The organism is Tabrizicola sp. T74 (assembly GCF_057219935.1).
The window spans coordinates 414,359-431,301 of the sequence record NZ_JBXVVT010000001.1; the positions used below are offsets into that span (position 1 = coordinate 414,359).

A 16,943-nucleotide genomic window follows, 5' to 3' on the forward strand; every position below is an offset into this window, starting at 1 on the left:
TTCGCCGCCATGCGGACGGGGGGACCCGGATCGCAGGCTGGCTGCTCAAGCACCAACGATAACCAGACACCAGGCCGCGGCTGTACCCCAGACGCGGACATGTTCCAAAGGGAGGAGCTACCTTGAAGGTCGATCTTTACGAGATGATGTCCCGGTCGCGGCTCAGCCGTCGCCGGATGCTGCAGGGCTCGGTCGCCCTGGGCGCGATGGCGGCGATGCCGATGACGGCCCGCATGGCCAGCGCGCAGGACAACGTTCGCGCCCAGATTCTGGCAATCCCGGGCGTAGGCCAGGGCAGCCCGACGGATGCGCATTGGCAGCAGGTGGGCGAGCTCTGCCTTGGCGCGACCAAGGCCAGCGTGGCCGAGGGTGAGTTCGCGGGCGTGGAGCTGACGTTCCTGGGCCTGAACAACCAGAACCTGCACAACTTCCTGTTCCGTGGCTTCCTCAAGCCGTGGGAAGCCTACACCGGCGCCAAGATCAACTGGATCGACCTGGCGCAGGCCGACTACAACAGCCGCCTGCAGCAGTCGATCGCCACCGGCACCGTCGATTTCGACATCATCGAGATGGGCGCGCCGTTCGAAGGCGACACCGCCGGCAAGGGCCTTCTCGACCCGATGCCCGACTGGGTTGCGACCCAGATCGAAGCCGACGACCTTGTGGGCTACCTGAAGCCGCCGGTCGGCACCTGGGACGGCAAGACCTACCGGATCACCATCGACGGCGACTGCCACACGTTCTCGTACCGGAAAGACTATTTCGGCGAGGGCGCGATCGGCGGGGCCGAGGTTCCGAAGACCTGGCAGGACGTCAACGCGGTCACGAAGGCGCTTGTTGGTCAGACCGACCCGCTGACCGGGCTGCCGGCGCATGGCTACCTTGACCCACTGAAGGGCTGGGGCGGCTTCGGGATGTACTTCATCGCCAACCGCGCCGCAGCTTATGTCAAGCACCCGGACGATCCGGCATGGCTGTTCGATCCCGACACCATGAAGCCCCGCGTCAACAACCCTGGCTGGGTCCAGGCGATCCAGGACGTGTTGGACCTGATTGCCACCCCCGGCGCCTATCCGGCCGACCAGATCAACGCCGACCCCGGCACCACCGGCTTCAGCCAGTTCCTGGCCGGTACCGGATCGATGCTGATGTGGTGGGGTGACATCGGTTCGTCCGCACGCACCTCGGACACCTCGGTCGTGGGCGACGTCGTCGGCTTCGGGATCAACCCCGGCTCGACCCGCCGCTACAACTCGGCCGCGGGCGCCTGGGAAGAGACCGCGAACGAGGCGCCGCTGATGGCCTACATCGGCTGGGGCATCTACGTCACCAGCCGTGTCTCGGGCGACGAGAAGAAGCGCAAGGCCGCATGGTCGGCTGCCGCGCATCTTGGCGGCAAGGACCTGTCGCTGTGGACAGCGGCCTATCCTTCGGGCTTCCAGCCCTACCGTAACTCGCACTTCAACTACGATGAATGGGAAGCGGCGGGCTATGACCGGGCCTTCATCGAGGACTACCTCGGGTCGAACGCCGACAGCTACAACCACCCGAACGCCGCGATCGAGCCGCGGATCCCGGGGATCTTCCAGTACTACTCGGTGGCCGAGGACGAACTCGCCAAGGGCTTCGCCGGGCAGTACGCATCCGCGCAGGAAACGGCAGATGCCATCGCCGCCGCCTGGGAAAAGATCACCGACCAGATCGGCCGCGACAACCAGATCAAGCTGTACAAGGCCTCGCTCGGTATGTAGGGCCTCTAGAGCTAAGACCCAAGGCGCGCCGGGCAACTGGCGCGCCTTTCTGCTGAAAAGCCTATCTTGCGTACTTCGGTGGGTCCATCGCATCCTCTCGGGTAAGTACTGGAAGCCCGCAAGTGTTCCACCGTCGAAACCTCGTTCTTGTAGCCTTTCTGTTCGCTGTCACTGCGGTGGCACTTGGCCAGGCCATTGCCTCGCTTAACGACACACGGCGAAACCTGCCCGAGAGTTTTGAAGCCACACGCGTAAGCTTTTTGCGCAGTTTCGCCAATGGTTTCGGGCCCGGCGCCAATGAAACGGGCTTTGCCGTCATTCACCTGTCGGACACAGGCGCCGACCGCATAGCCGATGGCGGTATCCCGTGGCTCAATGCCCAGCCTGGGGGTCGGCTTGACCCGGATTGGTCTGCTACCCCTGTTCCGCGTGACGAACTCTGGATGGGTGGCGCCGACAGCGCCACGGGTGCATTTCCCGAGCCTACGGTCGTTGCGGTTCTTGATCGCTACGGATTCGGCATCGAGGTTCCGAAAGAGCATTTGACCGCCGTCGACGCCGCACTCAACAGCCCCGGCAGCTTCTACGCCTTCGGGCGCGGTGGGCTGGTTGCTGTTGTCGTCCCGAACACCCGCCGCGCCTATGTGTTTTACGCAGGCTAGAAGGCGTCCCGCCCGCCCTGCGGCCCATACTTACCGCGCAGCAAAATACGGCGCGCCGTGACTGCGCGCCGTTCTTCCTTCACAGGACCGGACCGGTCCGCCGCTCAGACCTTCGTCGGGATCATCTCGCGCGAGGGCAGGTCAGCAAGCAGCGTCGGGATCCCGAACATCTTCGAGAACAGGAACCCACCGGGAATGGCCGAGCTCGCCTGGCGGCCGGTCGTGACCAGCTTCATCGGCCAGAACATCTTCGACATGTAGGCCCCGCCGCGGATCGCCGATGTCCGTTCCTTCGGCGGCAGGATCGGGTTCGACCCCAGGATATGCCCATGCCCAAGGGACCGATACGGGTTGGACATGTAGAAGACCGTCCCGCGCTGGACGCTGCCCCTCGTCTCGACCTTGGGCTCTTCGCGGATGTAGTGGTCTTCGTTCGCGACCCCCACGTTGATCGCAGGCGTCCGGTTCACCACCTTCATGGCATGCCGCGCGGTCCCGATCGGCGCGAAGGGGGCCTGCACCACCAGAAGGGCCGCGCCCTTGCCGATGCCCGGCGCGTAGGCCGCGGCCGAGGCCTTTGGCACCCGCGCTACAAGCATGCGCTGTTCGGGCGCGCCGTCGCCGCCCTTGGTGATGACGTCGATGGTCGAAGCCTCGTGGCCACTGGCCAAAAGCGCCGCGACAACTCCCTGGGCCGTGGCCAGGTCGGGATACAGTCTTGTGATGATGGTGGTCATGTCTCACCCGTTGTTGAAAGGCCGAAATCGCGTTCGCCGTCTGTCATGCCTTGGTCGTCACGATGCTGTCCTGGCCCCCGGCGATGGGCTTGTCATCCAAGATAGAGTTGTCTTTCGCGCTGTCGACCCTGCGGCCGAACAGGGGCCAGGCCACGACCAGCGCCAAGGCAAGCAGGGCCGCCTCCAGCGCGAAGACCGGCACATAGGGTGCGGCTCCTGCCGTGCTTGTCCCCGGGGCAAGCAGCATCACGTCGCGGATCACGCCGCCCACTGCAATGGCCACCCCGGCGGCGGTCGTCTGCACCGCACCCCAGGCCCCGAGCGACAATCCGATCTGGTCGCGCGGCGCGGTGCGCATCGTTGCGGTCAGCGTGCCATGGCCGAAAAGGCCCGCCCCGAACCCGGCAGTCAGTGTCGCTGCGACCAGGAGCGGGACCGACGCAACCACCGATGAAATCAGGACCAGAATGAAGGCCGGAACCCCTACGGCCGCGCCGACTGCGGCCACCAGCATCGGCTGCCCGCCCCGGCCAAGCCAGCGCGAGGCCAGTCCGAACCCGACCAGGCTGCCCAGGGCAAGAACCACGGTCAGCCGGGTGGTCTGGGCCACCGACATCTGCAGGACCTGCCCGCCGAACGGTTCCAGCAGGACATCGGCCATCCCGAACCCGGCGGTTCCCAGTGCCACGACGACCAGAAGCCGCATCATGTTCTGTCGCGCCGCCAGCCGCGCCCAGGCGTCGGCAAAGCGGACGACCGGCTGCGGCATCTGCCCCCGCTCACGGTTCCGCGCTTCCTGTTTCCACATGGCCATGCCGTTCAGCACGATCGTCACCACGGCCGAGCCCTGGATCACCTGGATCAGCCGCCCGGGGGTGTAGTTTTCAAGCAATGCACCGTAGATGAATGCCGAAACGATCATGCCGACCAGCAGCATCACATACATCAGGCCCACGACCTTGGGCTGGTCCTCCTCGGGGACAAGATCGGTGGCCAGCGCCAGCCCGACCGTCTGGACCATATGCACCCCGGCGCCGACCAGGACAAAGGACAGGGCTGCCGCGCTTAACCCGATCCAGCGCGGCGCATCGATTGCCTCGCCATAGCCGGACAGGACCAGAAGGGCGAAGGGCATGATCGCGAACCCGCCGAACTGGTACATGGTTCCCTTGTAGATGTAGGGCAGCCGCCGCAGCCCCAGAGCCGAGCGGAAGGTATCCGACTTGAACCCGATCAGCGCCCGGAACGGCGCGAAGACCAGCGGCAGGGCCAGCATCACCGCGACCAGCGTCGCGGGGACCTTCAGTTCGACGATCATCACCCGGTTCAGCGTGCCGACCATAAGGACAAGCGCCATGCCGACGGTCACCTGGAACAGTGACAGGCGCAACAGCCGCGACAGGGGCACCTCGGCGGATGCGACATCGGCAAAGGGCAGCCAGCGCGGCCCCATGGCTGCAAGTCTGGTAAGTGCAAAGCGCTTGTAATCGAGCATCGCAGGCATACCCATCGTTTGGCCCGGCACGGCGGCACGGGCCCCAGGGGTCAGGGATGAGGTCCCTCCGCCGGAGGACAGAGGGACCTCATGCCCATCAAGTTCGCCGCGCAAGGCGATGCCCTGCGCGGGCCGTCGCTCAGTTCAGCGATGCCAGGTCTTCCGGCATCTGCAGGACGGCCCGAGCAGTGGTGCCATCCGGCATCGTGATCAGAACCTCTTGCGAGCCACCCGGCACGTAGGAGACCTTCGCGACGTCCTGGTCCGCAAGGGGCAGTTCGGCGGCTGCCATTGCCCCGGCGCCCAGCGGCTTGCCGGACAGGAAATCCGCAACCCAGGTCGTGTTGCTGAGAACAGCGACGTGGACGGCGAATGACCCGACGGCGACGGCCGTCAGGAACAGCGGAACACCAACGGTCGGCTTGACGACAAGCCACATTTTCGCGTTGTTCATGCTGCCCCCCTTACCCGAGCCACGGGGTAGAAACGGCCACCAGCAAGTGGGCGATCAGGGCGATCACCCCGAAGACCCGCGTGCCGTCGATCAGATAGCTGTGTACTTCTTCGGCTTCCCGAAGCGTCAGGCCAGTCGGCCAGACCTTGTCAGGATCGTTGGACATAGATGCTCCTCCGTGCCCGCGTCGTCGCTTTCTTTCCTGGACGGGTTGACGACCTTCCGCCCGCCCGAGCCACCTGCCCAAGAAATGGGCGGACGGGAGGCTCCGACTGTTAATCTGTCACTTATTGATGACAACTTCAATTGTAACGATGAACTTACACAAGAGTGATACCGGATAGCATCTATTCCCTCATGAAATTGATCTTCCTGACTTTCCTCTGATCGACCTTCAGGTGGATCGGGAACTTTGCCGGCGATCTTGCGGCATTCTGCAGTGCAACTTGCCGAAATGGCCGACGCAACCGCTGTCTGCCGGGGCTGATTCTCTTCTTTCCGACCGCAGCGATTCCCCCTTTCCAACGCCTGCTGCGCACGGCTAACATGTCAGTTATGAGTGGAAGCGATCAGCTGCACGTCGTCACCTCGGACGACATCCCGCCAAGCCGGGCCCGGTTCGGCAGAATGCTGGTCTGGGGCACGGCTGCGCTGCTTGCGGCCATGGCCTTTGCGCAGACGGCGCATGTGATGGGTTGGCTGGATCTGGGCTTTTCCACCTGGCGGCCCACGCTTTACGCCTTCTGCCTCTGGGCCACGGCGCTGTGCTGGGCGCAGGTGCTGGTCCGGGGCGAACAGGGCAAGCGCACGCTGTTCGTCCTGCCTGCCGCGCTGTTCGTTGTCTCGCTGACTGTCTTCCCATTGCTGTTCGGGCTGATCATCGCCTTCTCCAGCTGGAACCTCTCCAGCCTCGACGGTCGGCAGTTCAACGGGGTCGACAACCTGGTGCAGATGTGGGGTGATCCGTTCTACTGGAACGCGCTACTGAACATGGTCATCTATGTCCTGGCGATCCTCGTCGAATACGCCATCGCCTTCGGCCTTGCCCTGATCCTGGCCGGCCAGATCCGCGCGCGGAAGTTCTGGCGCGTCGCGTTCCTCATGCCGCTCATGCTCTCGCCCGTCGCGGTCAGCTGGATGATCGGCAAGTCGATGCTGGAGCCCCGCTTCGGCCCGCTTGCCCGTCTTGCCCGCAGCCTCGGGATCGAGAACCCGAGTTTCTTCGAATCCCCCTGGATGGCCAAGCTGACCATCATGGTGTTGGATGCCTGGACCTTCATTCCCTTCATGATGATCATGCTGCTTGCGGGCCTCCAGGCGATCCCCAAGGAGCTGCAGGAGGCCAGCAAGGTCGACGGCGCGACGGGCTGGAAAAGCTTCTGGGAGATCACCTTCCCCCTGATGCTGCCCGTTTCCGTCACCGCGATCCTGATCCGCATCATCTTCAAGCTGAAGCTGGCCGACATCGTCATCACCGTCACCTCCGGCGGGCCGGGAGGTGCCACGGATACCGTCACCAGCTTCATCTTCCGCGAGTACCGGGAGAGGTCGAATGTCGGCTACGGGACGATGCTGGCGATGGTCTACCTGGTGCTGATCGTCATCGCGATGACCCTGCTGATGAAGTTCGCCAACCGCCTGACGAAGCCCCGGACGTAAGGGACCACGATGACCGATGCCCCCGTCCAGATCTTCCGCGACAGCGACAGCGACCGCGGCTTCCGCATGAAATGGTGGGCCAGCCGGACGGCGATCTACGGCGTGCTGGCGTTCTGGGCGGTCATCTGTCTCTTCCCGATCTACTGGACCGCCACGACCAGCTTCAAGATGGCACCGAACGTGATGCAGGGCCAGATGGTCCCCTGGCCGCAGTCCTGGACGCCCGAGGGGGACTGGGCCAAGTCGGTCTTCTACGCGCCGAAGTGGAAGGGCTGGGAATCGATCGGCATGTCGCCCCAAACCCTGCAACAGGAAAGCACGGTGCGGGCGGAGTTTCTGAAGCGGTTCGGGAACTCGGCCATCGTGGCGCTGGTGTCCTCGACCCTGGCGGTCGTTTTGGGTGCGATGGCAGCCTATGGGCTGTCGCGGTTCCGCTACAAATGGGCCTGGATGAAGAACGACGACATCCTGTTCTTCTTCCTGTCGCAGCTGATCCTGCCGCCGGTGGTGCTCGCCCTGCCGTTCCTCGTCCTCTACAAGGAACTCGCACTCCTCGACACCCGGATCGGGCTGATTCTCCTGTACACGCTTTCCGTCCTGCCCATCGTCATCTGGATCATGAAGGACCAGTTCGAGACGATCCCGACTGAACTGGAAGAGGCGGCGCTGGTGGACGGGTTGTCGATCTGGGGGGCGTTCCTGACGATCATCGTTCCCATCGCGCTGCCAGGGATGGTCGCGGCGTTCATCCTGAGCCTCGTCCTGACCTGGAACGAGTATTTCTTCGCGGCCCTCCTCACCTCCACCCATGCGAACACACTGCCGGTGATGGTGGCGAGCCAGACCGGGTCTCAGGGCATCAACTGGTGGTCGATGGCGGCGCTGTCCTTCGCGGCGATCCTGCCCCTGATCGTGATCGGGATCGTGCTGGAGCGGTTCATCATCAAGGGGATGGCGGCGGGGGCTGTGAAGTAGTTTCCACGGTGGACAAACTTTGGAATCCCTTGTGAATCAATGGTTTGAGATTTTTTTGTTAGGAATTTCTTCATACATGGAAACCGCATGCTGAAAGGGATCGACCAGAGGCTTAGCGCCGAGATCGTGCATGTCCTGATGCTCATGGGCCATGGCGACGACTTGGTGATCTGCGACGTGAACCACCCGGCGGCGACCATCGCAGCGGAAACGACCTATGGCCGCCTGATCGACATGGCAGGCTGCGACATCCCTACCGCCGCACGGGCGATCCTGAGCCTGATGCCGTTGGATACGTTCGTCCCCGCGCCGGTGTCTCGCATGCAGGTCTTGGGCAACCCGGAGGGACAGGTACCGATCTTCGCCCGGATGCAGGCCGTCGTCGACCAGGCCGAAGGGCGTCCGGTGACCATTCAGGCACTAGAGCGGTTTGACTTCTATGCTGCCGCCAAGCGGTCCTTCGCGATCATCCGCACCTCGGACTCCGGGCCCTATGGCTGCTTCATCCTGAAGAAGGGTGTGGTTGACCTGCCGGAGTTGTAATCGGACGCCTCCTCGTGCGCCTTCGGCTTCTCGTCGGGAGGTCAGCGAGGAGGGACGAAGTCCACCGACGAGCGGGGGTTCAGGTCAGGCCGAGCACCTGTCGCAGGTGGGTGAGGGCGATCTGGACACCGCGCTCTCCCATTTCCGCCGAGGCTTCCGCGGCGTCTTCGGTGTACCAGTGGTCCCCATCACCAGCGCGGCCCATGTCCACCGTCTTTGGCGCAAGGGCCTGCATCAGCGCCGTCTCTCCCTTTCCGGCGTGGTCGAAGGGGAAGGCCGCGCCCTTGGGGAAGAGGGGGTGGATGCGGATCCAGTTGAACGGGTCTGCCCCTTCCGCCTGTCGGGCGTAGTAGTCCTGCATACCCCGGTCGCCCCACCAGCCCGGGCCGCGCGTGCCTTCGAGGTGCCGCATGATCGCGTTGCGACCTGCCAGGCGGAAGGCGAGGTCGGTGGGCATGCCCTGGTCGAAGCCTTCGGTCTGGTGGTGGATCACGCCCCGGATGTTGCGGAAGCCTGCCTTGAGAAGCGCGGTGAAGAGGCCCTCCGCCAGGGGCAGGATCGCACCCGCATCGATGTGGAGCGTTCCGGTCCCCTCTGGCCCCGCTACGGCGTGGCTCGCCGCTCCGTAGGCGAAAGGCGGCAGGGTGATAATCGCGTCACCCAGCCGGTCGAGGACTTCGGTCACCGCCAGCAGGTCCACCCCGGCGGGGAGGTGTTGGCCGTGGTACTCCATGACGCCGATGGGCAGGACGATGGGGGTATTCGCCGCGATCGCCTCTTGCAGCTGGTGCGGGCGGAGGCGGGCAAAGTCAGTCACGGCAGGGCCTGCATCAGGTCTTTGGTCTGGGTGTAGAGCCGTTTCCAGAGGGGGTATTGCGCGGCGTAGGCGGGGACCTGTTCGGGCTGGACGGTCGTGGCTTCGGGATTCCAGGTCCGGATGTCCTGCGGGTTCGCCGCCCCGATGGCACAGGCTGCGAGGAAAGCGTCGCCATAGCTTGCGCCAATGGTCTTTTCGCAGACGTGCTGCGGGACTTGGCCGAAGTCAGAGGTCGCCTGCAGCCAGAGCTGGTTCTTCGTCCCGCCGCCCACGGCAAGGACACGGGCGGGAGAGGCGCCGACTTCGGCGTAGGTTTCCAGCACATGCGCGGTGCCTGCGGCGATGCCTTCGCAAACCGCGCGGAACATGTCGGCGCGGGTGTGGGTGAGATTCAGCCCGAAGAAGCTGCCGCGTGCGTGGGGGTCGTGAATCGGGGTGCGCTCACCTGAGAAATAGGGGAGGCACAAGAGCCCCTTGGCGCCCTTGGGGCTGTCCATCGCCTCGGCCACCAAGGCCGCGAAGTCGGTGTCGCGGGCCAGCTGGTCGCGGAACCAGTGGGTGAGGGTGCCAGAGGTCGCAAGGCCCGCCATCGAGGCATGGGTGCCGGGGAAGAGCCAGGGCGCATACCAGAGGCGCGGGTCGCGGACGGGTTGGCCGGTGACCTGGATGATAAAGATGGTCGAGCCGTACATCAGCATCATCTCGCCCGGGTGCTGGACGCCGACGCTGACCGCTTCGGCCGCCGCGTCGATGGTGCCGCAGGTGACGGGGGTGCCTTGGGCGAGGCCCGTCTCTGCGGCGGCCTCGGCGGTGATGTGGCCGGCGATCTCGGTGGACCACATGAGGCGGGGGAGCTTGTCGAGGGGGATGATCTCGGGGGCGAGGTCCGTGGTCCAGTCCTGGGTCGTGACGTCGTAGAGCGGCGAGAAGTTCGCGGCGGTGTAGTGGTCGATGACGTATTCGCCAGTCAGCTTCCAGGTCAGGTAGCTGGTGGAGGTCAGGACCTTGGCGGTCCGCGCGTAAAGGTCGGGCTGGGTTTCCTTCAGCCAGAGGATCTTTGGCCCAACGGATTGTGAGGTCAGCGCGTTGCCGCAGCGCTGGTGGATCGTGGCCTCGCCGATGCGGGCGTTGAGGCTGGCGATCTGGTCCGTCGCGCGGGTGTCGACGCCGTAAAGGACGCCGTTCATCAGGGGTTTTCCGGCGCTGTCCACCGGCAGCATGCAGGGGCCGATGGCGCTGGCGGCGACGGCCTTGATCTCTGCCGGGTCGAGGCCGGACTGGGCGAGAAGCGCCTTGGTGATGTGGACGAAATCGCCCCACCAGTCCTCCTCCGCCCGGTGTTCGGCCCATCCGGCGCGGGGGACGATCATCTTGTGCGGGCGCGAGGCCTGCGCGGTGATGCGGCCTTGGGCGTCGACGAGGACGCCCTTGGATTCGAAGGTGCCGATGTCGATGCCGAGGGTATGCGTCATCTTGTGAGCTTGAGGTCGGGAGTGATGGCGGAGAGGGCGGTGTCGAGGAGGGTGACGAGGCCTTCAAGGTCCTGAGGGTCGACCACTTCGAGGGCGGAATGTGAGTAGCGCATGGGGAAGCCGACATCGAGGCAGGCGACGCCTTCGGGGCCCATGAACTGGATGTAGCTGAGGTCGGTCAGCGCGCCCGTGTGGGCGGAGCGTTGGAGGGGGAGGTTGGCGGTGGCGGCAGCCTGTTCGAACAGGCGGACAAGGGCGGGGTGGGGGATCACGCCATTCAGCGTGCCACGTCCGTGGAAGGAGTAGAGGCTGATGCCGGGGCCGCCGCCGAGGGTGACGTCGCCTCGGGTGGTCATGTCGGGGGTGTCGCAGGCGAGGAGGAGGTCGATCTGCAGCGCGATGGCCGGTTGCAGGGCGGTGGCGGCGGGCAGTACGCCGCGGAGGTTGTATTCCTCTTGCACCGACCAGACGAGGTGGAGGGTGGGGCCGGGTTTGCCTTTGCGGGCCTCGGCGAGTTTCAGAAGGGCGGCGCAGCCCGCGCGGTCGTCGACGGATGTGCCGGCGATGCGGTTGTTAGCAAGGGTGAGGGCGCGGGGGAGGTAGGTGACGGCGGTGCCGATGCGGACGCCGGCGGCCTCGGCTTCGGCCTTGGAGCTGAAGCCCGCGTCGACGTAGAGGTCGGCGTAGGGGAGGACCTTGTATTTCTCCTCCGGGCTGGTCGCGTGGTGGCTCTTGTTGGCGATAAGGGCGGGGAGGTCTCCCCTGTCGGTGCAAAGGAGGACGGCTTGCGCGGGCAAGGCGCGTTCGGGAACGCCGCCGAGGCGTTCGAGGCGAATGAGGCCGGTGGGTTCGATCTTGCGGACGATGAAGCCCAGCTGGTCCATGTGGGTGAAGACCATCACAGGCGGAAGGGCGGGGTCGCCGGGGATCGTGCAGATCAGGTTGCCGAGGCGGTCGGAGTGGTGCGCCAGACCGAGCGTGTCGAGATGCGCGGCGATGGCGGCAGCGACGCGGGTCTCGTATCCGGCGAGGCCGGGGATCAGCATGAGCTCGACGGTCAGGTCTGCGACGGAGGGAAGCGTCATTTGCCGCCTCTCATTTCCCACCTCGGGCGGCGCGGGCGCGGGCCATGAAATCGGCGGCGCGGTCGGGGTCGACGGGAGACCAGGTGTCTCCGCCCACTTTCAGCGCGGAGCCGACGATGCAGCCGTCGGCCACAGCCAGGACATCGGCCACGGTGGCGTGCTTGACGCCGGTGTTGGCGAGGACCGGGGTGGTCGGCAGGACGCGCTTCACGCCTTCGAGGTCCTCCATCCGTGCGGCCTCACCGGTGATCGCGCCGGATACCAGCACCGCATCGGGGATCGAGGAGAAGACAGCGGACCGCGCGCGGTCGGGCAAGGGGCGGCGGTCGAGGCTGTCGGCGAACTCGGCCGAGACGTTGTAGAGGCGGGCGACGCCTCCAGCGCCGAGGCGCTGGGCATAGCGGACAGCGGCGCCGGCGTCGGGTGCCCAGACGCCCATGTCGCTGGCATAGGTGCCGGTGAAGATCTCGCGGACGAAGGCGGCCCCGGTGGCGGCGGCGACGGCGAAGCTGGACATCGGGTCCCAAAGGACGTTGACGCCGAAGGGGACGGTGATCTCGTCGCGGAGACGACCGATAATGTAGGCCATCGTGGCGCTGCTGGCGGTATCGACCTTCAGCTCGTAGGGGCGGTCGTTTTCGTTGCCGAACATCACGGCGTCGAAGCCTGCGGCCTGCAGCGCCTTCAGGTCGGAGCGGGCTCCGGCCAGGATGCCTTCGACGCCCCGGTCCGCGTCATAGAGCGGCGCGCCCGGGGAGGCCCCGAGATGGACCATTGCGATGACGGGTTTGCGGTCGCCGAAAACGGCCTTGAAGCGTGACATGTGATCCCCCCTGCGCGGGCACGCTAGCGCGAAAGGCGTTGGACGGGAAGCCGGATCATACTAGCATGTCAGCAAGCGAGGGAGGGGCGCGGATGCTGGCGACACGACATTGGGACCGGCTGGGGAACGGCGGGCTGACCTTCACGGAACTGGGCTTTGGCACGGCACCCATCGGCAACCTGTTCAAGGCTGTCTCGGACGACGAGGCCCATGCGGTGCTGGAGGCGGCCTGGGCGGGCGGGGTGCGCTACTACGACACCGCGCCACTCTATGGGCTGGGGCTGTCGGAGACCCGGCTGAACCGCTTCCTGCGCGACAAGCCGCGTGATGCTTATGTGCTGTCGTCGAAGATCGGCCGCCTTTTGCGGGCGGTCCCGCCCGACCAGCGCGACGGGTTCGGGAAATGGGTCGACGTGCCTGCGCGGCGGGAGGTCTTCGACTACAGCTATGACGGCGTGATGCGCAGCCTGGAGTTTTCGCTGGAACGGCTGGGGGTGGAGCGGATCGACATCCTCTATGCGCATGACCTGGACGTCTTCACCCATGGGAGCCAGGCCGCAATGCAGGTGCGGCTGGATGAGTTCGTCGCGGGGGCTTACTGCGCGCTGGTGGACTTGCGCGACCAGGGGGTGATCCGGGCCTTTGGCGGCGGCATCAACGAGGTCGACCCCTGCCTCTGGCTGCTGGATCGGTGCGACATCGACATCTTCTTGTTGGCGGGGCGTTATACCCTGCTGGAGCAGGAGGCGCAGGAGCGGCTGATGCCCTTGTGCGTGGAGCGGGGCGTCGGGATCGTGATCGGGGGACCCTACAACTCGGGCATCCTGGCGACGGGGCCGCGACCGGGGGCGCATTGGAACTACGCCCCCGCGCCAGATTGGGTGATGCAGAAGGCCGCGCGGTTGCAGGCGGTCTGCGAGAGCTTTGGCGTGCGGCTGGTCGATGCGGCGTTTCAGTTTCCACTGAAGCATCCGGCGGTGGTGTCTGTGATCCCCGGTGGGCAGGGGCTGGGAGAGATGGCATCGAACCTGCAGGCGGCAAAGGCCGAGATCCCGCAGGCGCTGTGGGAGGCGTTGCGGGCCGAGGGGCTTCTGCGACCGGATGCGCCTGTTTGATGGACGCCTCCTCGTGCGCCTTCGGCTTCTCGTCGGTGCGATGACGCAGCGAGGAGCGCCGAACAGGCGACGACGAGCGGTGTCTCAGGCGCCGTAGAGCGCGGCCAGGACGATCCGGGTGGCGGCGGCGGCGTCCTGGCGGGCCTGCGCCTCGGCCAGTTCGGGGTTTGACGCAAGATCGCGTGCAATGGCCCGCAGGCGGTCAGTGACGGCGATGTTTGCCCGCGCCTCGCCCACCGGGTCGGTGCCGCCGTGGTCGGGGAAGGTGTCGAAGTAGATCACCCCGTCATATGCAAGACGGTCGAGCGCCATGAACAGCTCCACCGTCTGCACCGGATGGACGGACCCCGCGATCAACCCGTCGTCCCGCTTGCCGTAGCCGTCGTTGAGGTGGACGCCGAGGATGCGGCTGGTCCGGCCCGCCAGCATGGCAGCGCGGGCGGGCATCTCACCGGCAAAGAGCATGTGGCAGAAGTCGAGCGTAACGCCCGTGTTGGGCCTGCCGACCTCGGCCAGGGCGAGAAGCGTCGTCGTCATGTCGGGCATCACGACGTGGGCGCGGGGTTCGTTGGGCTTGTATTCGATGGCGATGTCGACGGCGGGGTTGTGGTCGGCGACCTCGGCGATGGCCGAAATGCTGTCGTCCCACATCCGCGCGTAATCGGCCTGGAAGGAATAGTCGAACCCGTCCTGCCCCATCCACAATGTCATCAGCCGCCCGCCCATCGCAGACAAGGCATCGATCCCGCGTTTGGTCAGGTCGATGGCCGTGCGGCGGACCGCAGGATCGGGATGCGAGAAGGCCCCCAGCCGGAACCCCGGATCGGTGTAGTAGCGCATGGCGAGGCCGTTCAGCGCCATGCCGTTGTCGGCGAGGAGGCGCGACAGCTCGGCCGGGGAATGGTGGTCGAAATGGTCGGGGAAGTTCAGGTCGGCGGCATCGAGGCCCCCTACCCTGCCCGCCGCCGCAATCATCTGGGCCACGGTATCGCCCTTCTGCTTGAACGCGTTCAGGCGGGTGGCATAGCGGGGTTTGTTCGGGATCATGGGGTGGGGGCTGCGAAAAGCTCGGGGTGGGCGCGCTCAAGCGGCGCGAGGTAGGTCAGAAGTTGGCGCAGATGGTGCTGGACCGCAAGCCGGGCGGCCTGGGGGTCGCGGGCCTCGAAGGCGGCAAGAATCGCCTGGTGTTCCTGCAGCGTCGTCAGAAGACGCCCCTCGACCGGCAAAATCAGTTGCCGCGCGCGATGGACCGACAGCCAGGCGGTCTGGGCGACCTGCGGCAAGCGGGGAAAGCCGGTGAAGGACAGCATCATCTCATGCAGTTGGCCATCGAGCTGCATGAACCCCTGCTGGTCGCCATCGGCCACCAGAGTCTCTTGCAGGCGGACATTGCGGCGCAGCTCGCGCAGCTGGTCCTCGGTGATCTGACGGGCCACGAGTTCGGCTGCGGCGACCTCGATCGCCTCGCGGATGAAGGCGCCTTCGCGGATGTCGGTCATCGACAGGCGGGTGACGTAGGTCCCGGCCTGGGGGATGACGTCGACAAGGCCATCCGCGGCGAGCCGCGCGACGGCATCGGCAACGGGGCTGCGCGACACGCCGAGACGGTCGCAGATCTCGGGCTTGCGGATGATGTCGCCGGGACGGAAGGCGAGCGTCAGGATCGCCTCCTTCAGGCTTTGGTAGACGCGCTGTCCAAGTGAGCCCTGCAGCCGGTCGAGCGGCGTCAGCGAAGCCGCCGTGTTCGGGTCTTGTGGTTCGGTCCGGGGTGCCTGTAGCATGCTAACATGTTAGACTCAGGCAAGCCCCTGTCAACGAAAAGCGGGCGCCCAAGGGGGATGCGATGGCCGATGCGACGATCCGACTGCACGCGACCGACAACCTGGTGATTGCGCTGGCGGACCTTGCCCAGGGCGCAACGGTGCCAGGTGTGCCGGTTCCCCTGCCGGGGCCGGTGCCGCGTGGGCACAAGGTCGCTGCGCGCGCGATTGCGAAGGGCGAGATCGTCTTGCGCTATGGTCAGTCCATCGGCCAGGCGACCGAGGACATCCCGGCGGGCGCGCATATCCATAGCCACAACCTGGGCATGGGGCCGCACAGCACGGATTATGCCATCGGCCAGGGGGCGACGCCCCTTTCGCCGCTGCCTGCGCGCGAGTTCATGGGCTATCACCGCGCCGACGGGCAGGTGGGGACGCGGAACTATCTGGGGATCCTGACCTCGGTCAACTGTTCGGGGTCGGTGGCGCGGTTCATCGCCGAGGCGGCCGAGAAGGACCCGGTCCTGTCCGCAATGCCGAACATCGACGGCTTCGTCCCCATCGTCCACAACACCGGCTGCGGCATGTCGGGGGTGAACGAGGGCTACGACACGCTGATGCGCACGCTGAAGGGCTATGCGCGGAACGCGAACTTTGGCGGCATCCTGCTGGTGGGTCTGGGCTGCGAGGTGATGCAGGTGCCGGACCTGGTGGGCCAGGGGCGGCTGCGGCCGGACGGGAACTTCCGCTACATGACGATCCAGGGGACAGGCGGCACGCGGGCGACCATTGCCAAGGGGCTGGAGGTGCTGCGCGAGATGGCGGAAGTGGCGTCGAAGGTCGCACGAAAGCCTGCGCCGGTGTCGAAGCTGATCATCGGCCTGCAATGCGGCGGGTCGGACGGCTATTCGGGGATCACGGCGAACCCGGCTTTAGGCCATGCGAGCGACCTTCTGGTGCGGATGGGGGGCACGACGATCCTGTCCGAGACGCCGGAAATCTATGGGGCCGAGCATCTGCTGACCCGCCGCGCCGTGGCGCAGGAGGTCGGCGAAAAGCTGATCGACCGGATCAAGTGGTGGGAGAACTACACTGCGATCAATGGCGGCGAGATGGACAACAACCCCTCGCCCGGCAACAAGCGGGGCGGCCTCACGACGATCCTGGAGAAGTCACTGGGGGCCGTGGCCAAGGGGGGCACCGCGCCGCTGTCGGGCGTCTACAAGTTCGCCGAACCGATTACCGCACCCGGTTTCGTCTATATGGACAGCCCCGGCTATGACCCTTGCAGCGTCACCGGCCAGATCGCCTCGGGCGCGACGATGATCGTCTTCACCACGGGGCGCGGGTCGGTGTCGGGCTACAAGCCCTCGCCTTGCATCAAGCTTGCGACCAACAACGAGATGTATGCCCGGATGGCCGAGGACATGGACATCAACTGCGGCGACATCATCGATGGCACCAGCATCGAGGCGAAGGGCGAGGAAATCCTGGAGAAGATCATCGCCGTCGCCTCGGGTCAGCGGACCCTGTCCGAGGAGCTGGGCTTTGGCGGGGCCGAGTTCGTGCCCTGGCAGATTGGCGCGGTCATGTAG

General features: G+C 65.8%; 17 protein-coding genes. 7 read left to right on the top strand and 10 right to left on the bottom strand.

Features of this window, described 5'->3' with window-relative positions; genetic code table 11:
* Positions 1-122 precede the first annotated feature (122 nt).
* On the top strand, positions 123-1,751 hold the full coding sequence (locus AC2EAL_RS02170) for an extracellular solute-binding protein (protein ID WP_484722525.1): 1,629 nt from the start codon (positions 123-125) through the stop codon (positions 1,749-1,751).
* Between the two features lie 176 nt (positions 1,752-1,927).
* The gene (locus tag AC2EAL_RS02175; RefSeq protein ID WP_484722526.1) at positions 1,928-2,413 is read left to right on the top strand and encodes a hypothetical protein; all 486 of its coding nucleotides are present in this window, start codon (positions 1,928-1,930) and stop codon (positions 2,411-2,413) included.
* A gap of 104 nt (positions 2,414-2,517) precedes the next feature.
* Here AC2EAL_RS02175 and AC2EAL_RS02180 read toward each other — a convergent pair whose 3' ends face one another.
* The 4 genes from AC2EAL_RS02180 to pufB all read right to left on the bottom strand — a co-directional run bounded on the left by AC2EAL_RS02180 (position 2,518) and on the right by pufB (position 5,265).
* Positions 2,518-3,150 carry a hypothetical protein gene (locus tag AC2EAL_RS02180; protein WP_484722527.1) on the bottom strand — a complete coding sequence of 211 codons (633 nt, stop codon included), beginning with the start codon at positions 3,148-3,150 and terminating at the stop codon, positions 2,518-2,520.
* Positions 3,151-3,193: 43 nt separating this feature from the next.
* Entirely contained in the window at positions 3,194-4,645 is a 1,452-nt protein-coding gene (locus AC2EAL_RS02185) for a PucC family protein (RefSeq protein WP_484722528.1), read from the bottom strand.
* Between the two features lie 139 nt (positions 4,646-4,784).
* Positions 4,785-5,099, bottom strand: coding sequence for a light-harvesting protein (locus AC2EAL_RS02190; protein WP_484722529.1), 315 nt, complete (start codon positions 5,097-5,099; stop codon positions 4,785-4,787).
* A 10-nt stretch (positions 5,100-5,109) separates the two neighbouring features.
* Complete coding sequence (gene pufB / locus AC2EAL_RS02195) at positions 5,110-5,265, bottom strand: light-harvesting antenna LH1, beta subunit (RefSeq protein WP_484722530.1); 156 nt, start codon at positions 5,263-5,265, stop codon at positions 5,110-5,112.
* Between the two features lie 389 nt (positions 5,266-5,654).
* Between pufB and AC2EAL_RS02200 the strand changes: the two genes are divergently transcribed.
* The 3 genes from AC2EAL_RS02200 to AC2EAL_RS02210 all read left to right on the top strand — a co-directional run bounded on the left by AC2EAL_RS02200 (position 5,655) and on the right by AC2EAL_RS02210 (position 8,276).
* A complete protein-coding gene (locus AC2EAL_RS02200; protein WP_484722531.1) occupies positions 5,655-6,758 on the top strand; it encodes a carbohydrate ABC transporter permease in 1,104 nt (367 codons plus the stop codon).
* Positions 6,759-6,767: 9 nt separating this feature from the next.
* Entirely contained in the window at positions 6,768-7,733 is a 966-nt protein-coding gene (locus AC2EAL_RS02205) for a carbohydrate ABC transporter permease (RefSeq protein WP_484722532.1), read from the top strand.
* A gap of 87 nt (positions 7,734-7,820) precedes the next feature.
* Positions 7,821-8,276: an RbsD/FucU family protein gene (locus AC2EAL_RS02210; RefSeq protein ID WP_484722533.1), complete on the top strand. Its 456-nt coding sequence runs from the start codon at positions 7,821-7,823 to the stop codon at positions 8,274-8,276.
* 79 nt (positions 8,277-8,355) lie between these two features.
* On the opposite strand, the gene AC2EAL_RS02215 is transcribed toward AC2EAL_RS02210, so the two are convergent.
* The 4 genes from AC2EAL_RS02215 to AC2EAL_RS02230 are packed head-to-tail and all read right to left on the bottom strand — an operon-like array spanning position 8,356 to position 12,473.
* The gene (locus AC2EAL_RS02215) at positions 8,356-9,093 is read right to left on the bottom strand and encodes a creatininase family protein (protein WP_484722534.1); all 738 of its coding nucleotides are present in this window, start codon (positions 9,091-9,093) and stop codon (positions 8,356-8,358) included.
* Positions 9,090-10,565 (bottom strand): FGGY-family carbohydrate kinase, encoded by a 1,476-nt coding sequence (locus AC2EAL_RS02220; protein ID WP_484722535.1) that lies wholly within the window; start codon positions 10,563-10,565, stop codon positions 9,090-9,092. Before AC2EAL_RS02220 ends, AC2EAL_RS02215 begins: the two co-directional genes overlap by 4 nt.
* Entirely contained in the window at positions 10,562-11,650 is a 1,089-nt protein-coding gene (locus tag AC2EAL_RS02225) for a M42 family metallopeptidase (protein ID WP_484722536.1), read from the bottom strand. Before AC2EAL_RS02225 ends, AC2EAL_RS02220 begins: the two co-directional genes overlap by 4 nt.
* A gap of 10 nt (positions 11,651-11,660) precedes the next feature.
* Positions 11,661-12,473: a BtpA/SgcQ family protein gene (locus tag AC2EAL_RS02230; RefSeq protein WP_484722537.1), complete on the bottom strand. Its 813-nt coding sequence runs from the start codon at positions 12,471-12,473 to the stop codon at positions 11,661-11,663.
* A gap of 92 nt (positions 12,474-12,565) precedes the next feature.
* Between AC2EAL_RS02230 and AC2EAL_RS02235 the strand changes: the two genes are divergently transcribed.
* Complete coding sequence (locus AC2EAL_RS02235) at positions 12,566-13,588, top strand: aldo/keto reductase (RefSeq protein ID WP_484722538.1); 1,023 nt, start codon at positions 12,566-12,568, stop codon at positions 13,586-13,588.
* An 84-nt stretch (positions 13,589-13,672) separates the two neighbouring features.
* On the opposite strand, the gene AC2EAL_RS02240 is transcribed toward AC2EAL_RS02235, so the two are convergent.
* Together AC2EAL_RS02240 and AC2EAL_RS02245 are read right to left on the bottom strand one after the other, a co-directional pair.
* The gene (locus tag AC2EAL_RS02240; RefSeq protein WP_484722539.1) at positions 13,673-14,635 is read right to left on the bottom strand and encodes a sugar phosphate isomerase/epimerase family protein; all 963 of its coding nucleotides are present in this window, start codon (positions 14,633-14,635) and stop codon (positions 13,673-13,675) included.
* Positions 14,632-15,369, bottom strand: a complete 738-nt coding sequence (locus AC2EAL_RS02245) for a GntR family transcriptional regulator (protein ID WP_484722540.1) — start codon at positions 15,367-15,369, stop codon at positions 14,632-14,634. The genes AC2EAL_RS02240 and AC2EAL_RS02245 overlap by 4 nt, the downstream gene beginning before the upstream one ends.
* Positions 15,370-15,431: 62 nt before the next feature.
* Between AC2EAL_RS02245 and AC2EAL_RS02250 the strand changes: the two genes are divergently transcribed.
* The gene (locus tag AC2EAL_RS02250) at positions 15,432-16,943 is read left to right on the top strand and encodes a UxaA family hydrolase (RefSeq protein ID WP_484722541.1); all 1,512 of its coding nucleotides are present in this window, start codon (positions 15,432-15,434) and stop codon (positions 16,941-16,943) included.

Bases quoted from the DNA above. Each gene is read 5' to 3' on its own strand.
- AC2EAL_RS02180 (WP_484722527.1), bottom strand. From the start codon at position 3,150: ATGACCACCATCATCACAAGACTGTATCCCGACCTGGCCACGGCCCAG.
- AC2EAL_RS02185 (WP_484722528.1), bottom strand. From the start codon at position 4,645: ATGCTCGATTACAAGCGCTTTGCACTTACCAGACTTGCAGCCATGGGG.
- AC2EAL_RS02190 (WP_484722529.1), bottom strand. From the start codon at position 5,099: ATGAACAACGCGAAAATGTGGCTTGTCGTCAAGCCGACCGTTGGTGTT.
- pufB (WP_484722530.1), bottom strand. From the start codon at position 5,265: ATGTCCAACGATCCTGACAAGGTCTGGCCGACTGGCCTGACGCTTCGG.
- AC2EAL_RS02200 (WP_484722531.1), top strand. From the start codon at position 5,655: ATGAGTGGAAGCGATCAGCTGCACGTCGTCACCTCGGACGACATCCCG.
- AC2EAL_RS02205 (WP_484722532.1), top strand. From the start codon at position 6,768: ATGACCGATGCCCCCGTCCAGATCTTCCGCGACAGCGACAGCGACCGC.
- AC2EAL_RS02210 (WP_484722533.1), top strand. From the start codon at position 7,821: ATGCTGAAAGGGATCGACCAGAGGCTTAGCGCCGAGATCGTGCATGTC.
- AC2EAL_RS02220 (WP_484722535.1), bottom strand. From the start codon at position 10,565: ATGACGCATACCCTCGGCATCGACATCGGCACCTTCGAATCCAAGGGC.
- AC2EAL_RS02225 (WP_484722536.1), bottom strand. From the start codon at position 11,650: ATGACGCTTCCCTCCGTCGCAGACCTGACCGTCGAGCTCATGCTGATC.
- AC2EAL_RS02230 (WP_484722537.1), bottom strand. From the start codon at position 12,473: ATGTCACGCTTCAAGGCCGTTTTCGGCGACCGCAAACCCGTCATCGCA.
- AC2EAL_RS02235 (WP_484722538.1), top strand. From the start codon at position 12,566: ATGCTGGCGACACGACATTGGGACCGGCTGGGGAACGGCGGGCTGACC.
- AC2EAL_RS02240 (WP_484722539.1), bottom strand. From the start codon at position 14,635: ATGATCCCGAACAAACCCCGCTATGCCACCCGCCTGAACGCGTTCAAG.
- AC2EAL_RS02245 (WP_484722540.1), bottom strand. From the start codon at position 15,369: ATGCTACAGGCACCCCGGACCGAACCACAAGACCCGAACACGGCGGCT.
- AC2EAL_RS02250 (WP_484722541.1), top strand. From the start codon at position 15,432: ATGGCCGATGCGACGATCCGACTGCACGCGACCGACAACCTGGTGATT.